16 protein-coding genes are annotated in these 15,493 nt (G+C 69.4%); 9 read left to right on the top strand and 7 right to left on the bottom strand.

Annotated elements, in window-relative coordinates; all coding sequences use genetic code 11:
• Positions 1-42: 42 nt before the first annotated feature.
• The 4 genes from AB0M51_RS20430 (at position 43) to mptB (ending at position 3,933) form a co-directional block, all read left to right on the top strand.
• Positions 43-678, top strand: coding sequence for a PadR family transcriptional regulator (locus AB0M51_RS20430; RefSeq protein WP_344197731.1), 636 nt, complete (start codon positions 43-45; stop codon positions 676-678).
• A 63-nt stretch (positions 679-741) separates the two neighbouring features.
• Entirely contained in the window at positions 742-1,728 is a 987-nt protein-coding gene (locus tag AB0M51_RS20425; RefSeq protein ID WP_344197729.1) for an ATP-binding cassette domain-containing protein, read from the top strand.
• Complete coding sequence (locus AB0M51_RS20420; RefSeq protein ID WP_344197727.1) at positions 1,725-2,489, top strand: ABC transporter permease; 765 nt, start codon at positions 1,725-1,727, stop codon at positions 2,487-2,489. Before AB0M51_RS20425 ends, AB0M51_RS20420 begins: the two co-directional genes overlap by 4 nt.
• 40 nt (positions 2,490-2,529) lie before the next feature.
• Entirely contained in the window at positions 2,530-3,933 is a 1,404-nt protein-coding gene (gene mptB, locus AB0M51_RS20415; RefSeq protein ID WP_344197725.1) for a polyprenol phosphomannose-dependent alpha 1,6 mannosyltransferase MptB, read from the top strand.
• On the opposite strand, the gene menD is transcribed toward mptB, so the two are convergent.
• The 3 genes from menD to menE are packed head-to-tail and all read right to left on the bottom strand — an operon-like array spanning position 3,920 to position 7,571.
• Entirely contained in the window at positions 3,920-5,560 is a 1,641-nt protein-coding gene (gene menD, locus AB0M51_RS20410) for a 2-succinyl-5-enolpyruvyl-6-hydroxy-3-cyclohexene-1-carboxylic-acid synthase (protein WP_344197723.1), read from the bottom strand. The two genes, mptB and menD, sit on opposite strands and share 14 nt — an antisense overlap.
• On the bottom strand, positions 5,557-6,483 hold the full coding sequence (locus AB0M51_RS20405; protein WP_344197721.1) for an o-succinylbenzoate synthase: 927 nt from the start codon (positions 6,481-6,483) through the stop codon (positions 5,557-5,559). Before AB0M51_RS20405 ends, menD begins: the two co-directional genes overlap by 4 nt.
• Positions 6,480-7,571, bottom strand: a complete 1,092-nt coding sequence (menE, locus tag AB0M51_RS20400; RefSeq protein WP_344197719.1) for an o-succinylbenzoate--CoA ligase — start codon at positions 7,569-7,571, stop codon at positions 6,480-6,482. The genes AB0M51_RS20405 and menE overlap by 4 nt, the downstream gene beginning before the upstream one ends.
• Before the next feature lie 135 nt (positions 7,572-7,706).
• Between menE and AB0M51_RS20395 the strand changes: the two genes are divergently transcribed.
• Both AB0M51_RS20395 and AB0M51_RS20390 read left to right on the top strand, forming a co-directional pair.
• A complete protein-coding gene (locus AB0M51_RS20395; protein WP_344197717.1) occupies positions 7,707-8,579 on the top strand; it encodes a 1,4-dihydroxy-2-naphthoate polyprenyltransferase in 873 nt (290 codons plus the stop codon).
• A 21-nt stretch (positions 8,580-8,600) separates the two neighbouring features.
• Positions 8,601-9,839, top strand: coding sequence for an MFS transporter (locus AB0M51_RS20390; RefSeq protein ID WP_344197715.1), 1,239 nt, complete (start codon positions 8,601-8,603; stop codon positions 9,837-9,839).
• A gap of 23 nt (positions 9,840-9,862) precedes the next feature.
• Here AB0M51_RS20390 and AB0M51_RS20385 read toward each other — a convergent pair whose 3' ends face one another.
• Positions 9,863-11,059, bottom strand: a complete 1,197-nt coding sequence (locus AB0M51_RS20385) for an FAD-dependent monooxygenase (RefSeq protein WP_344197713.1) — start codon at positions 11,057-11,059, stop codon at positions 9,863-9,865.
• Positions 11,060-11,138: 79 nt separating this feature from the next.
• On the opposite strand from AB0M51_RS20385, the gene AB0M51_RS20380 reads away from it, so the two are divergent.
• Positions 11,139-11,585, top strand: coding sequence for a MarR family transcriptional regulator (locus AB0M51_RS20380; protein WP_344197711.1), 447 nt, complete (start codon positions 11,139-11,141; stop codon positions 11,583-11,585).
• Between the two features lie 153 nt (positions 11,586-11,738).
• Complete coding sequence (locus AB0M51_RS20375) at positions 11,739-12,494, top strand: hypothetical protein (protein ID WP_344197710.1); 756 nt, start codon at positions 11,739-11,741, stop codon at positions 12,492-12,494.
• On the opposite strand, the gene AB0M51_RS20370 is transcribed toward AB0M51_RS20375, so the two are convergent.
• The gene (locus AB0M51_RS20370) at positions 12,481-13,515 is read right to left on the bottom strand and encodes a saccharopine dehydrogenase NADP-binding domain-containing protein (RefSeq protein ID WP_344197709.1); all 1,035 of its coding nucleotides are present in this window, start codon (positions 13,513-13,515) and stop codon (positions 12,481-12,483) included. The genes AB0M51_RS20375 and AB0M51_RS20370 overlap by 14 nt on opposite strands.
• 86 nt (positions 13,516-13,601) lie before the next feature.
• Between AB0M51_RS20370 and AB0M51_RS20365 the strand changes: the two genes are divergently transcribed.
• The gene (locus tag AB0M51_RS20365) at positions 13,602-14,480 is read left to right on the top strand and encodes an AraC family transcriptional regulator (protein ID WP_344197707.1); all 879 of its coding nucleotides are present in this window, start codon (positions 13,602-13,604) and stop codon (positions 14,478-14,480) included.
• Here the strand turns inward: AB0M51_RS20365 and AB0M51_RS20360 are convergent.
• Complete coding sequence (locus tag AB0M51_RS20360; RefSeq protein WP_344197705.1) at positions 14,464-14,910, bottom strand: AAA family ATPase; 447 nt, start codon at positions 14,908-14,910, stop codon at positions 14,464-14,466. The genes AB0M51_RS20365 and AB0M51_RS20360 overlap by 17 nt on opposite strands.
• Positions 14,907-15,485, bottom strand: a complete 579-nt coding sequence (locus AB0M51_RS20355; RefSeq protein ID WP_344197703.1) for a helix-turn-helix domain-containing protein — start codon at positions 15,483-15,485, stop codon at positions 14,907-14,909. The genes AB0M51_RS20360 and AB0M51_RS20355 overlap by 4 nt, the downstream gene beginning before the upstream one ends.
• Positions 15,486-15,493 lie beyond the last annotated feature (8 nt).

Genomic DNA, 15,493 nt, shown 5'->3' with positions numbered 1-15,493 from the left:
CGCCTTCCGGCCCGCACGGTCGCCCGGAATTACACTGCGAACATGTCCACCACCCGGTTGTTGCTGCTCGGCGTCGTGCGGATCTTCCAGCCGGCCTACGGGTACCAGCTGCGCCGCGAGCTGCTGACCTGGAACGTGCAGGACTGGGCGAACATCAACCCCGGCTCGATCTACACCGGCCTCCGGACGCTCGCCAAGCACGGGTACCTGCAGGAGATCGAGCAGGACGGCGCGCACCGGCCCGGACGCACGTCGTACAAGCTCACCGCGGACGGCGAGACGGAGTACTTCTCGCTGCTGCGCGGCATGCTGTGGACCGTCGACGGGTTCCACCCGGACAAGATGCAGGCCACGATCAGCTTCATGTGGTCGCTGCATCGCGACGAGGTGATCGCGGCGCTGGAGGCGCGGATCAGCCAGCTGGAGTCGTGGCTGAAGTCCGAGCCGTTCTCCGAACGCGCGATCCTCGAGGATCCCGGTACGCCGAACCACGTGGTCGAGATGTTCCGGATCACCACCGCCCGCGACAACGGTGAGCTGCAGTGGACCCGGGAGTTCCTGGACCGGATCCGCGACGGCGCCTACGCGTTCGCCGGCGAGCCCGCCGACTGGGCGCCGTACCCGGGCATGGTGACGCACTGGGGCGAGATCCCGGATCCGCCCCCACGGGCCACCTGATCCCGCCGTTCATTCTGATAATCAACATTGACTAGTCAATGTTGATCACCGACACTGGCTCGCATGATGATCGAAGCGCGCGGGCTGGTGCGGACGTTCAAGACCAAGCGGGGGGCGGTCCAGGCCGTCCAAGGAGTTGATCTGGAGGTGGCCGACGGGGAGATCGTCGGCTTTCTCGGGCCCAACGGGGCCGGCAAGACCACGACGATGCGGATGCTGGCGACGCTGATCAAGCCGACCAGCGGGACCGCGACGGTGGTCGGCTACGACCTCGCGAAGGACCCGGTCGGGGTACGGCGAGGGATCGGGTACGTCCCGCAGAGCGGCTCCACGCTGCCCGAGGCGGTGGCCGGCGACGAGGTGGTCGACCACGCCCGGCTGTACGGCGTACCGAAGGCGAAGGCCACCGCGGACGGGCAGCGGCTGTTCGAGGAGCTCGACCTGCCGGGGCTGTGGCGGCGGCAGTGCAAGACGCTGTCCGGCGGCCAGCGGCGCCGGCTGGACATCGTGATGGGCCTGATCCACGACCCGAAGCTGATCTTCCTGGACGAGCCGACCACCGGCCTCGACCCACAGGCGCGGGCGAACCTCTGGGAGCACATCCGCGGCCTGCGGGACCGCGGCGCGACGATCTTCCTGACCACGCACTACCTGGACGAGGCGGACGCACTCTGCGACCGGATCCTGGTCATCGACCACGGCCGGATCGTCGCCTCCGGTACGCCGGACAACCTGAAGCAGCAGGTCTCCGGCGACGCGGTCCGGCTGAGCATCGCGGACGCCGCGCAGGCGCCGGCGGTGATGAAGATCGTCCGCGAGCTCGACGGTGCCGTCGAGGTCGGGGCCGAGGACGACGTGGTCGGGTTCCGGATCCCGCGCGGCGGCTCGGTGCTGCCCGGGCTGCTCCGCTCGATCGATGCCCAGGGCATCGAACTGCACGGCGTCGAGGTGCACCGCCCGACGCTCGACGACGTGTTCCTGACCATGACCGGCCGATCCCTCCGCGACGAGGACACCAAGCCCGAGGAAGACAAGGAGACCGCAGCATGACCGTCCTCCGCGAGACGTGGATCGTGTTCCACCGGGCGATGCGGATGTCGCTGCGGAACCCGATGTGGTCGATCCTGATGCTCAGCCAGCCGTTGATGTACCTGTTCCTGTTCGGCCCGCTGCTGAAGCCGATCACCGCGCAGATCAGCCAGGGGCACACGACGAACGCGTACCAGGTGTTCATCCCCGGCCTGATCGTGCAGCTCGGCATGTTCGGCGCGATGTTCGTCGGCTTCGGCCTGATCGCGGAGTACCGGGCCGGCGTGATCGAGGCGGACCGGGTCACCCCGGCGTCGCGGATCGCGCTGATGGCCGGGCGGGTGCTGCGCGACGTCGTCGTACTGGTCGTGCAGTCGGTCCTGCTGCTGCTCGCCGCACTCCCCCTCGGCCTGCGTGCGCCGTGGGGCGGCGTCCTGCTGTCGCTGGTGATCGTCGCGCTGCTCGGCGCCACGTTCGCCTCACTGTCGTACTCCGTCGCGCTCATCACCAAGAGCGAGGACGCGCTCGCCCCACTGCTGAACGGGATCGCCATGCCGCTCCTGCTGCTGTCCGGCATCCTGCTGCCGATGCAGATCGGCCCGAAGTGGCTGCAGCGGCTGTCCGACATCAGCCCGCTGAAGCACGTGGTCAACGGCGTCCGCGCCCTGTTCCGCGGCGACATCACGAGCTCGGCGTCCCTGTGGGGCCTGTTCTGGGTCGTCCTGCTGACGATCATCGGACTAGCTGTCGGCGCAAGAACCTTCCGGAAGGAATCTGCCTAGCGTTCATCAGGCGGTTGCATGGCGGCGCTACGGTGCCGCCATGCGCTCGCCGATGGTCCGTGGGGTCGTCGGGGCGGTCGTCGTCGCTGTCGCCAGTCTGGTGACGTCGGTGGTGCCGCAGTCGTCCTGGGTGGCCTCGTTCCCGCTGCGGGACTCGCTGGCCGGGCGAATGGTCGGGTTGACGTTCATGGTCGCCGGGCTCGGGCTGATGGCCTGGGCCTGGCTGTCCGCCGGCCGGCGGGTGATGGCCGGCGAACGGCTCCATCTGCTTCGGATGACGGCGTACTGGAGCGTCCCGCTGCTGCTGGCGCCGCCGCTGTTCAGCCGGGACGCCTGGAGCTACGCGGCCCAGGGCGCGCTGGTAGCGAAGGGTTACAACCCGTACGACGTAGGACCCGGCGTACTGTCCGGCCACATCGTCGAGGCCGTCGACCCGATGTGGATGCAGACCCCCGCACCGTACGGTCCCCTTCCACTCGCGTACGGCGGCCTGGTCGCCCACCTGAGCATGAACCCGTACCTACTGATGCTGGCGCACCGCCTGCTCGCCGTACTCGGCATAGTCCTCATCGCCTGGGCCGTACCGCGCCTTGCGACCGCCTGCCGCGTCGACGCGGCCTTTGCCACCTGGCTGGTCGTCCTGAATCCCATGCTGATCACCCACGGCATCGGCGCCGCCCACAACGACATCCTGATGCTGGGACTCGCCTGTAGCGCGTTCGCACTCGCACTGACGGGTCGTTGGGGTACGGCGGCCGTACTGGCAGGTGTTGCTGCCGCGGTAAAGCTCCCGGGCGGGCTGGTCGCAATAGCCATCGCTGCGGTCATGAGCCCGCTGGCAGGCCGGCTGCACCGTTTCGCCAGCCTGGTGATCGCAGGCGCCGTCTCGGTGCTGACACTCGTCACCATCGGCGCTCTGACCGGTGTGGGCTCCGGCTGGCTCGGTGCTCTCGACGTACCGGGGCTGGTCCGTTCCCCGTTCTCTATCGCCAATCTGATCGGTATGGCGGCGTCCGGCGTACTCGGCTGGTTGGGCGAGGACACTGCCGCCGCACAGGCTCTACAGATCGTCAGGCTGATCGGCATGATCGCCGCACTGAGCCTGATCGCCTGGCTGAGCCTCAGGTCGTCCATCCACTACGCAGCGCGGGCTGTGGGAGTCGCCCTGCTCGCGGTTGTCGTCCTGGGGCCGAGTGCGCACGACTGGTACTTCCTCTGGTGCCTGCCGTTCCTGGCCGTCGCCCGGCCCGGCCGGCGGTTGACCACGATCATCACCGCGGTCAGCCTGATCTTCACGATCGCCGCACCGCTCAACTCGTCGCTGCGCGGTGCGACGATCCCGATCCTGACGACGACGGCTCTCGTGATCGCGATCGCCCTGCCACTGCTCAACCACCTCCGCACGCTGCAGCCGGCGCGGAAGGTCCCGGTTACAGCTGCTTGAGCACGTCCACCAGCGACCGGCTCAGCGGCCGGTGGCCGGCACGGTCGATGCGTACCTCGACCACATCCAGCCCGGCCACCGTCGGCACAAGAGCGGCGCTGAGCTCGTCAGCCGTCCGCACCAGCGTGTACGGCGTACCGCTGGCGGCGCAGAGTGCGGACAGGTCCACGTCGTGCGGCGTACCGAAGACGCGCTCGAAGTGCGCGGCGTGACTCGGGTCGCCTTGTTCGAGGGTCGAGAAGATGCCGCCGCCGTTGTCGTTGACGACGACGATCCGCAGGTCCGGGCGGGCCTCGTCCGGTCCGATCACCAGGCCGTTGCTGTCGTGCAGGAACGCCAGGTCCCCGATCAGCGCGTACGTCGGGCCCGCGTTCGCGAGCGCGGCGCCGACGGCGGTCGAGATCGTGCCGTCGATCCCGGCCAGGCCGCGGTTGGCGATGGTCCGGATCGGCACGACCGAGGCGAGGTCGAGGTCGCGGACCGGGTTCGAGGAGGCGACGACCAGCATGCCGTCGGCACCGACCGCCTCGCCGACGAGCTGGGCGACCCGCGGGCCGCTCAGGCTGTCCGCGAGCAGCTTGTCGACCTCCGGCCGGGCCGCCTGGTCGGCAGCCTGCCACCGTGCGAGCCAGTCGGTCGTATCGGGCGCGGTGACCTCCAGCCCGGTCACCACCGATGCCGCCCGGTGCGCCGGGTCCGGCCACAACCCGGTCGGCGAGACCACGATCACCTGTACGTCGGCCCGTGCCAGCAACTGCGAAATCGGCCGCGACAGCGTTGGGTGCCCGAACACCAGCACCCGCTCGATCTCCCCGGCCAGTTCACTTGCCTGTAGCAGCAACCGGTACAACGAGATCAACGACGGCCCCGTGCGCGCCCGACTCGACGGTTCCGCGAACAACGGCCACCGCCCTGCCTCCGCAGCCAACCGCGCTGCCTGTGAAGCCCCGTCTCCGGCAACCACCACGGTCCTCGGCCCTGGAGACACTGCCGCAGGTTGCGCATTCGCAGCGTGCACAGCCGTCCATGGCCCAGTACTGCGACCTGTCAGCGGCTCAGGCCAGTCGGGGCCCTCGGTAGGCACCAACGGCTCACTGAACGGGCAGTTCAGCTGCACAGGCCCAGGAGCCGCAGACCGAGCACCTGTTGCGTTGGCCACCGCCCGCGCGACCTGCGACCGCCAGTACGCGACCTGCCCCAGCTCACGCACCGGCGTACCCATCTCGTGGAACTGCCGGACCGCAGACCCGAACACCTTCAGCTGGTCAGTCGTCTGATTCGCCCCGCTGCCTCGCAACGCAGGCGGTCGGTCGGCGCTCAGCACGATCAGCGGGAGTCCACTGTGCGACGCCTCCAGCACCGCGGGGTGCAGATTGGCCACCGCAGTACCCGACGTCGTCACAACGGGCACCGGTAGACCCGTACCGCGCATCAACCCGATCGCCAGGAAGCCCGCAGTACGTTCGTCGATGCGCACGTGCAAGCGCAGCCGCCCGTCCCGGTCCGCTGCCGCCAGTGCCAACGCCAGGGGCGCGCTCCGGGAGCCAGGCGACACCACGGCCTCGCGGACACCGCAGCGGATCAGCTCGTCGACCACCACAGTCGCGAACGCTGTGGACGGGTTCATCCGGCACTCCTTACTCGGGACAGGCGCTCTTCCCACGCCCTGGTCCGCTCAGCATCAGCACGGGCGGCCTGTAGTAGCCGGGGATCCGGGGCGACGCGTTTGACCGGCAGGAACCCGTTGACAGGCAACAAGGGTTCTGCGACGACCTCTTGCGTAAACATCGAGACCGTGGCCAGCCCACACGCGTACGGCAGCTCAGGAAGCGCAGCTGCGAGCGCAATGCCGGCCGCGATACCTACTGAGGTTTCCAGCGCGGAAGACACCACAACGGGCAGACCGATCTGTTCTGCGATGTCCAGGCACGCACGAACACCACCGATCGGCTGCACCTTCAGTACGGCGATATCGGCCGCGTCGAGCTCCTTGACCCGCAGCGGGTCCTCGGCCCGGCGGATGGACTCGTCAGCCGCAACAGGCACGTCCGTACGCCGCCTGACCTCCGCCAGCTCCTCCACAGTCGCGCAGGGCTGCTCGACGTACTCCAACTCGAACCGCTGCAGCTCTTTGAGGCTCTGCAGTGCCTGGTCGACCGACCACAGCCCGTTGGCGTCGATGCGGACGTTTCCGTTGCCTATGGCATCCCGTACCGCTTCCAAACGGTCCAGGTCGTCAGCGAGGGTCTGACCCGGCTCAGCCACCTTTACCTTCGCCGTACCGCATCCCGATGCTCTGACGATCGCCGCCGCCTTCTCGGGACCTATCGCCGGCACAGTGCAGTTGACTGGGACCTGGTCGCGTACTGGTGCCGGCCACCCGTCCTCGGCTGCTTCACGCGCCGCACGCAGCCAGGAGACGCACGTGGCGTCGTCGTAGTCCAGGAACGGGCTCCACTCCGCCCAGCCCGCAGGGCCCTCGTACAGCATGCCCTCGCGCACCGTGATGCCGCGGAACTTGTTCTTCATCCCGAGCGAGTACGTGATCACCGCAGGCCCTCCAGCAGCCGCTGCCGGTCGACCTTGCCCGAAGCAAGCATCGGCAACGCCTCAAGCTGTACGACGTCCCGCGGCGCCCAGGTCCGCGGTAGCGTCTCGCTGACCCAGTCGCGGACCTCGTCCCGCGCAGGCTCGCCGACGACGAAGGCGACCACCCGGGTCCCCCACTCCGCGTCAGGAGCTCCCAGCACGACGGCGTCCTTCACCCGGGGGTGTTCGAGCAACCGCGCCTGCACCGTGGTCAGGGTCACGTTCACGCCGCCGGAGATCACCACGTCGTCCACCCGGCCGACAACCCGCAGCCGTCCGTCCACCAGCTCACCGCGGTCCTGCGTACGGAACCAGCCGTCGCGCAGTACGTCGGCGGTCAGCTCCGGGCGCAGCCGGTACCCGGAGAACAGCGTGCTGCCCTTGATCAGGATCCGCCCGTCGTCCAGGTCGATCGACGTACCGTCCAGCGGCACTCCGGCGTACACGCAGCCGCTGCCGGTCTCGGTCATCCCGTACGCCGGGATCGCGGTCACGCCGGCGTCCCGCGCGCGCAGTTTGAGCGGCTCCGGCGTCGAGGCCCCGCCGATGATGATCGCGTCGAACGACCGCAGCGCTTCCAGGTCCGTGTCGAGGTACCGCGCCAGCTGCGTCGGGACCATCGCGGTGTACCGGCGGTCGCCGGTGAGCCGGCCGGCCGCGGCGGTGAAGCTGTCGCCGACCGGGACCGGCGTCGTACCGGCGACCAGCGAGCGGGTGAGGATCTGCAGGCCGCCGACGAAGTACGGCTTCATCGGCAGCAGCCATTGCCCGGGTCCGCCGAGCCGGTCGTGGGTGGCGACCGCGGAGGCGATCAGCGCGTCCCGCGAGAGCAGCACGCCCTTCGGCTCACCCGAGGAGCCGGACGTGGTCAGCACCACAGCGCAGTCGTCCTCGAGCGGCTCGTCCGGCGCCGCCGCCTGGTGCACCCGCGCGGCCCCGACCGCGTCCTCCGGCACGGGCGCGAACGGCGTACCGCTCCCCTCGAGTACGTCGCTCAGCGCCGTCAACACCGCATCCGGCGTACCGGGAATCAGCCGCAAGGTAGACATGTCACACCGAGCGTACGGCCCACGGTCGGCTCGCAGCACGTCGGAGTCCCGGGCCACCCGACCGAGCCACACAACCAAGCCACACAACCGGGCCGCCGCGTCCGGTTGCCCGTGTGGCTGACAGAATCGACGCTCATGGCTACCCCTGCCCAGTGGATCGAAGGCGCCCGCCCCCGCACCTTGCCCGCCGCGATCTCCCCCGTGCTTGTCGGAACCGGCGCTGCCGCGTTCCTGGACGGCTTCGTCTGGTGGAAGGCGCTGCTGGCTCTCGGCGTCGCGCTCGCGCTGCAGATCGGCGTCAACTACGCCAACGACTACAGCGACGGGATCCGCGGTACCGACGAGAACCGCGTCGGCCCGCTCCGCCTGGTCGGCTCCAAGGTCGCCACTCCGGGCGCCGTGAAGACGGCCGCGTTCACCTGCTTCGGCGTCGGCGCCGCGCTCGGCATCGTGCTGTGCGCCACGACCACATGGTGGCTGCTGGTCGCCGGTGCCGCGTCACTGCTCGGCGCGTGGTTCTACACGGGCGGCAAGAAGCCGTACGGCTACCGCGCCCTCGGCGAGGTCAGCGTCTTCCTGTTCTTCGGCCTCGTCGCCGTGCTCGGTACGACGTACGTCCAGGCCGAGACGCTGCACTGGACGGCCGTCGCGGGCGCGGTGTCGGTCGGCTCGATCGCCTGCGCGCTGCTGGTCGCCAACAACCTCCGCGACATCCCGACCGACTCGGTGACCGGCAAGCGCACGCTGGCCGTGGTCCTCGGAGCGGCCAACTCCCGCCGCCTGTACGCCGCACTGACGGCCCTTGCGTTCGTGCTGGCCGCCGTCTCGGCCGTGGCGACACCGTGGGCGCTGCTGGCCTTCATCGCCGTCCCCCTGGCGATCAAGTCCACCCGGGTGATCCTCAGCGACGCGGTCGGCCCGGCGCTGATCCCCGTACTGAAGTACACCGGCCTCACCGAACTTCTCTACGCCGTCGGCCTCGGACTGGGCCTCGCCCTGGGCAGCTGACTTCTCGCCAACGGGATCCCGATGAGCCGCACGGGGGCCTTGGCGTCCCCTCAACGCAGGGCCACGTTCAGCTCACTGCGGAGCCGTGACTTCCGGCTGTACCTGGCCGGGAGCGTCAGTTCGAGCACAGGCTCATGGGTGCTCCGTATCGCGCAGGACTGGCTCGTGCTGAGCCTGACCGGCAGCCCTGCCACGGTGGGACTGACCGTCGCACTGCAGAGCTTGCCTACGCTCCTGCTGACGGTGGCCGGCGGAGCACTCGCCGACCGCTGGCCGATGCGCCGGATCGTGCAGATCTCGTACGTCGGATTCGCCCTTATCGCGGCGCTGCTGGCCGGACTGACCCTGTCACACGCGGTACGGGTGTGGCAGGTACAGCTGATCGCCCTGGGCACTGGAGTTACCGCTGCCCTCAGCACACCCGCACGGCAGGCGTTCGTGCACGAACTCGTCGGCCCGGGGCAGCTGCGCAACGCGGTCAGCCTCAACAGTGCGGCGCTACAACTCGCAGGGCTTGTCGGCCCGGCACTGAGCGGCCTCCTGATGGGCGTGGCCGGCGTCGGCTGGTCGTTCGTCATCACCGCGGCGTCGTACGTCGTACCCATCGTGGCGCTGGCCAGGATGCGCGGCGACGACGTACGAACCCCGCCTGCGCAGCGCGCTCCACTGCGTGCGGGATTCCGGTACGCGGTCCGGCGGGCCGACATCCTCTGGCCGACTGTTCTCGTCAGCACCTTCGGAATCTTCACCGCGAATCTGCCTGTCGTACTCGCGCCGTACGCCAGGACCGTCTTCCGCAACGGCCCCGGCGGCTACGGCCTCTTCAACACCGTCGTAGCGACTGGCGCACTGCTCGGCGCACTGCTCTCGGCCCGGCTCGGACGCACACGACTACGCATCTTGATGCTGTTCGCCGCGATACTCTCGCTGCTCTATGTGACGGCCGCGGCCGCCCCGACACAACTCGTGTTCTGCGCGACGCTGGTCGCCATCGGCGCCACGACGATGCTGGTCAACGCCTCCGCCAACTCCACCGTCCAACTGGCCTCACCACCCACGATGCGCGGCCGGATCATGGCCATCTACGTACTGACCTTCTACGGCGGCACCACCGTGGGCGGCCCCCTCGTAGGCACCCTCGTCGAACACCTGGGCCCCCGCACCTCGATGGTCCTGGCCGGCACAGCACAGGCTTGCCTCTGCCTGACAATCACCGTCCGCCTCGCCATCACGCAGAGGCTCCGGACGACGGTGATGTAGTAGTGGGGCGCGGTCCCGACGTTTCATTCAGCGCATGACCCGCTCAGCCGGCGATAGGTGGGTAGCACCAACGCACTGTGAGCGGCGGCGTGCCCTTCGGCCGTAGCTGGTGCTCCTGCCCTCAGCGCGGCATTGCGGGCGTCGATGAGTTCCTGGGTCTCGGGTGCCAGGCTGACCCGGCCTGCGTCGACCAGGGCCTGGTTCTGCTCGACGAAACCGCGGATCCGCTGTTCGTAGGCGGTGAACGCCTCGGCGTGGTCGGCGTACGTCGCCAGCTCGCCGGCCAGCACGTACGCACCGACCAACGCCACGCTCGACCCCTGGCCGGACAGGAACGACGTCGCGTACGCCGCGTCGCCGACCAGCGCGACTCGTCCGCGTGACCAGGCCGGCATGTGGATCTGGCTGACCACGTCGAAGAACAGGTCGGCCGCCTCGCCCATCGCCTGCACCAGCCGCGGGACGTGCCAGCTCCGCTCCGGAAACTGGGCGGAAACCAGTTCGCGCTGGTTTTCCGGGTTTCGGAAAGCGTTGTACGGCGGTTCCTGCTGGCGGAACGTGAGGAAGCCGTGCACGGGCTGGTCCGGCTCCTGCGCGTAGAACACGGCAGCCCGACCCGGCACGTTCCAGACGACGCCTTCGTGCGACAGCCCCAAATCGTTGGGCATCGTGAACCCGGCGAACGCGTACCCGATGTACCGGTGGAACTGCTCCTCCGGCCCGAAGACGAGCCGCCGGGTGTTCGAGTGCAGGCCGTCGGCGCCGACGACCAGGTCGAAGCTCCGCGCCGTGCCGCTCTCGAACTCCACGTCGACCCGGTCGCCGCGATCGTCCAGGCGTGCGATCGAGTCACCGAACCGGAACTCGACGCGATCCCTGATCGGCGCGTAGAGCGCGTCGGCCAGATCTCCCCGCCGCACCTCGAGGTCCAGGCCGTCGTCGCCGCCGGTCAGCGTCTCGGGCTCCAGCGCCGCGATCGGCGTACCGTCCGGGTCGACGAACGAGATCCGCCGGGTGCCGACGTGCGCCTTCCGCAGCTGCGGGAGCAGCCCCATCCGGTCGACCACGTCGCGCGCGGTCCCGCGGATGTCGATCGGATACCCGCCGCCGCGAACCGCGTCCGACCGCTCCACCACGGTCACTTCGAACCCGTAGCGGTCGAGCCAGTAGGCCAGTGCGGGGCCGGCGATGCTGGCTCCCGAGATGAGCACAGTGGTCATGGTGGAGATCCCTTCCGGAAATAGATACCTTAGGTAGGTAATTGTCTTCACGGTATACATACCTAAGGTAGGTAATCAAGTGGCGGACGAGCTCGACTTCCTGCCGCGACTGATGCGGATGAGTACCGCGATCAGCCGCGGCCAGGTCGTGCAGCGCGCGACCGAGGCGACCGGGCTGACGCTGGACCGGCCGGCGATGTCGATCCTGCTGACGCTGGCGATGGCCGACGGCCCGCTCCGGGTCGGGGAGATCGCCGACCGGATGCAGGTCGTCGGCCCGCACGTCACCCGCCAGGTGCAGGCGCTCGAGCAGCGCGGGCTGGTCCGCCGCGTCGCGGACCCGAGCGACCGCCGGGCCAGCCTGATCGAGGCCACCGAGACCGGCGCCGAGGCGGCGAACCGCTACACCTCGACGATCATCGGCTGGTTCCGCGACGTCGTCGCCGACTGGCCGGCCCACGACCGCTCCGAACTCGGCCGCCTACTCGGCAAACTTGCCGACGACATAACAAACCGCCTGCCTTAACCAGCCACCACCACCCCCACCCGCCCCACCCACGCAGGCCCCGTCACCACGACCTACCAGCCCGCCCACCTAGCCACTCTCCCCACGCGCCCGACCCGACCACCTGGCGCCGTCACCACGGCTGTCCGGTCTGCTTGGGTAGGCTTCGGCGGCATGAGCTTGCCGGGTGTGGTCGCGGACCTGACCGGGCGTTTCCTGACCGAAGCGGACCGCCGCCTCCCGGGCCGGCTGATCGGACTGTTCCTGCACGGGTCGATTTGCTGGGGCGAGTTCTTCCCCGGGAGTGACGTCGATTTCGTCGCGGTCTGGAAGGAAATTCCAGAAGACGCCGTCCTGCAGGAGATCCACGACGCGGCCAAGGCCGACCTGACCTTCGACGGATTCCACTGCACGCCGGCCGATCTGGCCGCCGATCCGGCAACCCTCGGGACGCGCCCGGTGTTCTTCCAGGGCACGTTCGACCCGGAGGGCACCTGCGACATCAACCTCGTCACCTGGCACGAACTGGCCGAGCGCGCGGTGATCGTCCGCGGCGAACTCCCGCCGGTCTACACGAACCTCGACGACCTGATCTCGTACACCCGGACCAACCTCGACACCTACTGGCGCGCCATCGCCGACCGGATCGCGACCGCCGACCTGGCCACCGCCGGCCGCAACGACGCCCACGTCGCCTGGGTCACCCTCGGCGCACCCCGCCTGCACCACCTCCTCACCACCCGCACCCTCACCTCGAAGAGCGGCGCCGGCCGATACGTCATCGACTCCCTCGACCCCCGCTGGCACAAGCTCGCCCGCGAAGCCCTCGCCATCCGCGAATCCCCCGGCACCCCCACGACGTACAGCACGCCCACCGAACGCGCTGAAGACGTCCGCGATCTCCTCGCGTGGATCCTCAAGGACGCATAGACCACCGAAGACCCGCAGAGCCGAGGAAATTCAGGAAATCCGCCGCAGAAAACGCATTCGCCGGCGCGAGCACTCCACGTGGCGCACCACCGGCCCCGAGCCGTCGCGCAGCCTCCACCGCGATGACCGCCGTCGTTCCGTACGTGTCGACGCCCTCCACCACACCTCGGGAGACGATCTCGCCGGCACGCCAGACGTCCACGACATAAGTGAATCGCTGACCGGCACGTGCCTCGGCGCTCGGGCCGTCGGGCAACGTCTCGATCAGTTCGGGCGGGATCGGCGTCCGAAGGCGCTCACCCACGACCGCCTCGACAACGCTTTCCACGTTGCCCACGGCAACATGTCGGGGGATCGTGACCACCTCGCACAACGGCAGCCGGACGACGTCGGTCGGCCGGTCGTGGCCCGGTAGCGTCACCTGCTCCACGGACGCGGGTACCGCCGTACGCCACTCGCCGTCGACGTAGGTGAAACCGCCGGAAACAAGGGAATCCAGCGTTCCGAGAGCCGATCGGAGCGACCCGCGCGACGGTCCGCCGCCGCCCGCGATCACGTGGGTGAGCACGATCCGGTCGGTACGCCGTACCTCGCCGGCCATCAGGTGTGCGAGCAGATCGACCGGCACACAGCCGTCGTTGGCCGCCGGCACGACACTCACCGGAGCGCCGGCGAAGGTGTCGAACACGCTCTTGACGTATTCCTGCTCGCCCGCCGTGTCGACGTACGGCGTCCTCGCGGCCGCCGCTGCCCGGATCACGCGACGCCCGGTGCCGGTGAACGGACCCGCGCAGTTGATCACCGCCTCCACGTCCTCGAACGCCGCCACGAGCGCCGCTTCATCCTCCAGCGCCGCGACCCGGATCTCCGGGTCGTCGAGCCCGACCGCCAGCGCCGCGGCGCTCAGTCGCGCCCGGTCCCGGCCGACCGGAATCGGGCGGATCCCGCGCGCCACCAACTCCGCGAGTACGAGCTTGCCTTGGTATCCGTTGCCGCCGTACACGGCGATCGCTTCATCCATGCTCTCAACCTAAGAACCACTGTTGCGACGATGAATGCTTGAATGTGCCTTCTGCATACGTGATCGTCCTGCCTAGCATCGGACGCATGGATGTTCTGTCAGACGCGGTCCGGCTGATGCGCACCGGGAGGCCGCACTCGTCGTACGTCCAGCTGCCCGGCCGGTTCGGGCGGGCCTTCGCGGCGAGCGAGGCCGTCGGATTCCACGCAGTGGTCCGCGGGACCTGCTGGCTGTTCCCCGAGTCCGGCGAGCCGCTCGTGCTCGGCCCGGGCGACCTCGCATTCTTCCCGCACGGCGCGGCACACGGGATCGCCGACGGGCCGACGACCACCCGGCGTACGTCGCCACCGCTCACGTCGCTCCAGCCGGAGCCCGTGAACGGCCCCGGGACCACGTTGATCTGCGGGGCGTACGCCGTCGACCGGCGGCGCGTTCATCCCGCACTGAGCGCGCTGCCGGACGTCATCCACCTGCCCGCGGAGTCAGGCGGGCGGTGGTTGCGGTCGGTCCTCGAACTCTTGCGGACCGAACTACAGACGGAGCGGCCCGGCGTCGACGCCGTACTCCCTGCCCTCCTCGACCTGGTGCTTCTCGGCGTACTGCGCCGCCACCTGGACACCGAGACCAGCGGTTGGGCGGCCGCCCTGCACGATCCGCCCGTCGCGCGAGCCCTGCAGGCGATCCACGACCACCCGGAGGTCGGGTGGACCGTGGCAACGCTCGCGGCTGAGGCTGGGCTGTCGCGGTCGGCGTTCTCGCGGCGGTTCACCAGCAGGACGGGGCAACCGCCGCTCGCGTACCTGACATGGTGGCGGATGGCGCGCGCCTCGGAACTCCTCCGGACGACCACTGCGCCCGTGGGGGCGGTCGGGCGGCAGGTCGGGTACACGTCCGAGTTCGCGTTCGCGCACGCGTTCAAGCGCGCGCACGGCGAGAGCCCGGGGCGGTTCAGGACGCTTGGGTGATCAGGCGCTCGATGGTGTCAGCGAGGGTGGATACCGGTTGGCGGGTGTCGAGTTCGACGGTTGCGCCCTGGCGGAGCAGGGGCTCGACGGTTTCGACGTACTGGGCGATTTCGGCTTGTTCTGTGGAGGTTCGGCCGTACGGGTTGTTGGTGCGGCGGCGTACTCGGTCGATCAGGATCTCGAGCGGCGCGGTGAACAGGACGACATGGTGGAAGCGGCCGTAGAAGGCGCCTTGGTTCTCGACGGTGCCTGAGACGATCACGTCGGGATCCGTCAGCAACCGGTGCATCCGGGGCTCGTCCCAGGTGCCGTCGGGGCGGGTCCAGCCGTCGTAGTCGGTGTCGACGGTGTGGTGGCCGCGGCGCGCGAGTTCGTCGAGGACCGTGGTCTTGCCGGCGCCGGACATGCCGGTGACGAGGATGCGCGTCACAGCGCGTCCCAGGCGGCCATCGCGCAGGTGATGACGGTCTCCAGTTCGGCGCGGGTGGCGCCGTCGCGAGCCTGGACGGACAGGCCTTGAACGACGGTCGTGTAGTAGCGGGCGATCGCGTCGAGCCGGGCCGGCGGTACGTCGTCGGCGAGGCGCTCGCGGATCTCCTCGTACATGCCGTGGCGGCCGTCAGCGAGGAATTGGCGTACGGCGTGGTTCTCGACGGCGCCGGTGGGTGCAGCGAGGATCAGCATGCAGTAGTGCGGGTGCTCGGGGTGCGTGATCTGGTCCGCGGTCGCTCGCAGCATGGCGTGGATCGCCTCGCGGGCGGTCGCGCCGTCACGGAGCGCCCGGCGGGGCGGCTCGCCGGCGGTGGCGCCGTACAGGCTCATGACCTGGCGGAACAGGCCCTCCTTGCTGCCGAAGTACGCATAGATGCTGGCCGACCGGATGCCCATCGCCTCGGCGAGGTCGCTCAGCGAGGTGCCCTCGTAGCCGCGTTCCCAGAAGACGTCGAGGGCCTGGCGCAGGGCGATGTCCGGGTCGAACGTACGCGGTCTGCCGCGGGTCGCCATCCGCTCCT

The sequence above is a fragment of the Kribbella sp. NPDC051137 genome (assembly GCF_040682535.1).
Lineage (GTDB): Bacteria > Actinomycetota > Actinomycetes > Propionibacteriales > Kribbellaceae > Kribbella > Kribbella karoonensis.
Note: the sequence above shows the minus strand (reverse complement) of the source record. Positions and strands in the feature narration are given on the sequence as shown.

Excerpts from the sequence above, each read along its gene's own strand:
- AB0M51_RS20430 (WP_344197731.1), top strand. The coding sequence starts at position 43 with ATGTCCACCACCCGGTTGTTGCTGCTCGGCGTCGTGCGGATCTTCCAG.
- AB0M51_RS20425 (WP_344197729.1), top strand. The coding sequence starts at position 742 with ATGATGATCGAAGCGCGCGGGCTGGTGCGGACGTTCAAGACCAAGCGG.
- AB0M51_RS20420 (WP_344197727.1), top strand. The coding sequence starts at position 1,725 with ATGACCGTCCTCCGCGAGACGTGGATCGTGTTCCACCGGGCGATGCGG.
- mptB (WP_344197725.1), top strand. The coding sequence starts at position 2,530 with ATGCGCTCGCCGATGGTCCGTGGGGTCGTCGGGGCGGTCGTCGTCGCT.
- menD (WP_344197723.1), bottom strand. The coding sequence starts at position 5,560 with ATGAACCCGTCCACAGCGTTCGCGACTGTGGTGGTCGACGAGCTGATC.
- menE (WP_344197719.1), bottom strand. The coding sequence starts at position 7,571 with ATGTCTACCTTGCGGCTGATTCCCGGTACGCCGGATGCGGTGTTGACG.
- AB0M51_RS20395 (WP_344197717.1), top strand. The coding sequence starts at position 7,707 with ATGGCTACCCCTGCCCAGTGGATCGAAGGCGCCCGCCCCCGCACCTTG.
- AB0M51_RS20390 (WP_344197715.1), top strand. The coding sequence starts at position 8,601 with ATGAGCCGCACGGGGGCCTTGGCGTCCCCTCAACGCAGGGCCACGTTC.
- AB0M51_RS20385 (WP_344197713.1), bottom strand. The coding sequence starts at position 11,059 with ATGACCACTGTGCTCATCTCGGGAGCCAGCATCGCCGGCCCCGCACTG.
- AB0M51_RS20375 (WP_344197710.1), top strand. The coding sequence starts at position 11,739 with ATGAGCTTGCCGGGTGTGGTCGCGGACCTGACCGGGCGTTTCCTGACC.
- AB0M51_RS20370 (WP_344197709.1), bottom strand. The coding sequence starts at position 13,515 with ATGGATGAAGCGATCGCCGTGTACGGCGGCAACGGATACCAAGGCAAG.
- AB0M51_RS20365 (WP_344197707.1), top strand. The coding sequence starts at position 13,602 with ATGGATGTTCTGTCAGACGCGGTCCGGCTGATGCGCACCGGGAGGCCG.
- AB0M51_RS20355 (WP_344197703.1), bottom strand. The coding sequence starts at position 15,485 with ATGGCGACCCGCGGCAGACCGCGTACGTTCGACCCGGACATCGCCCTG.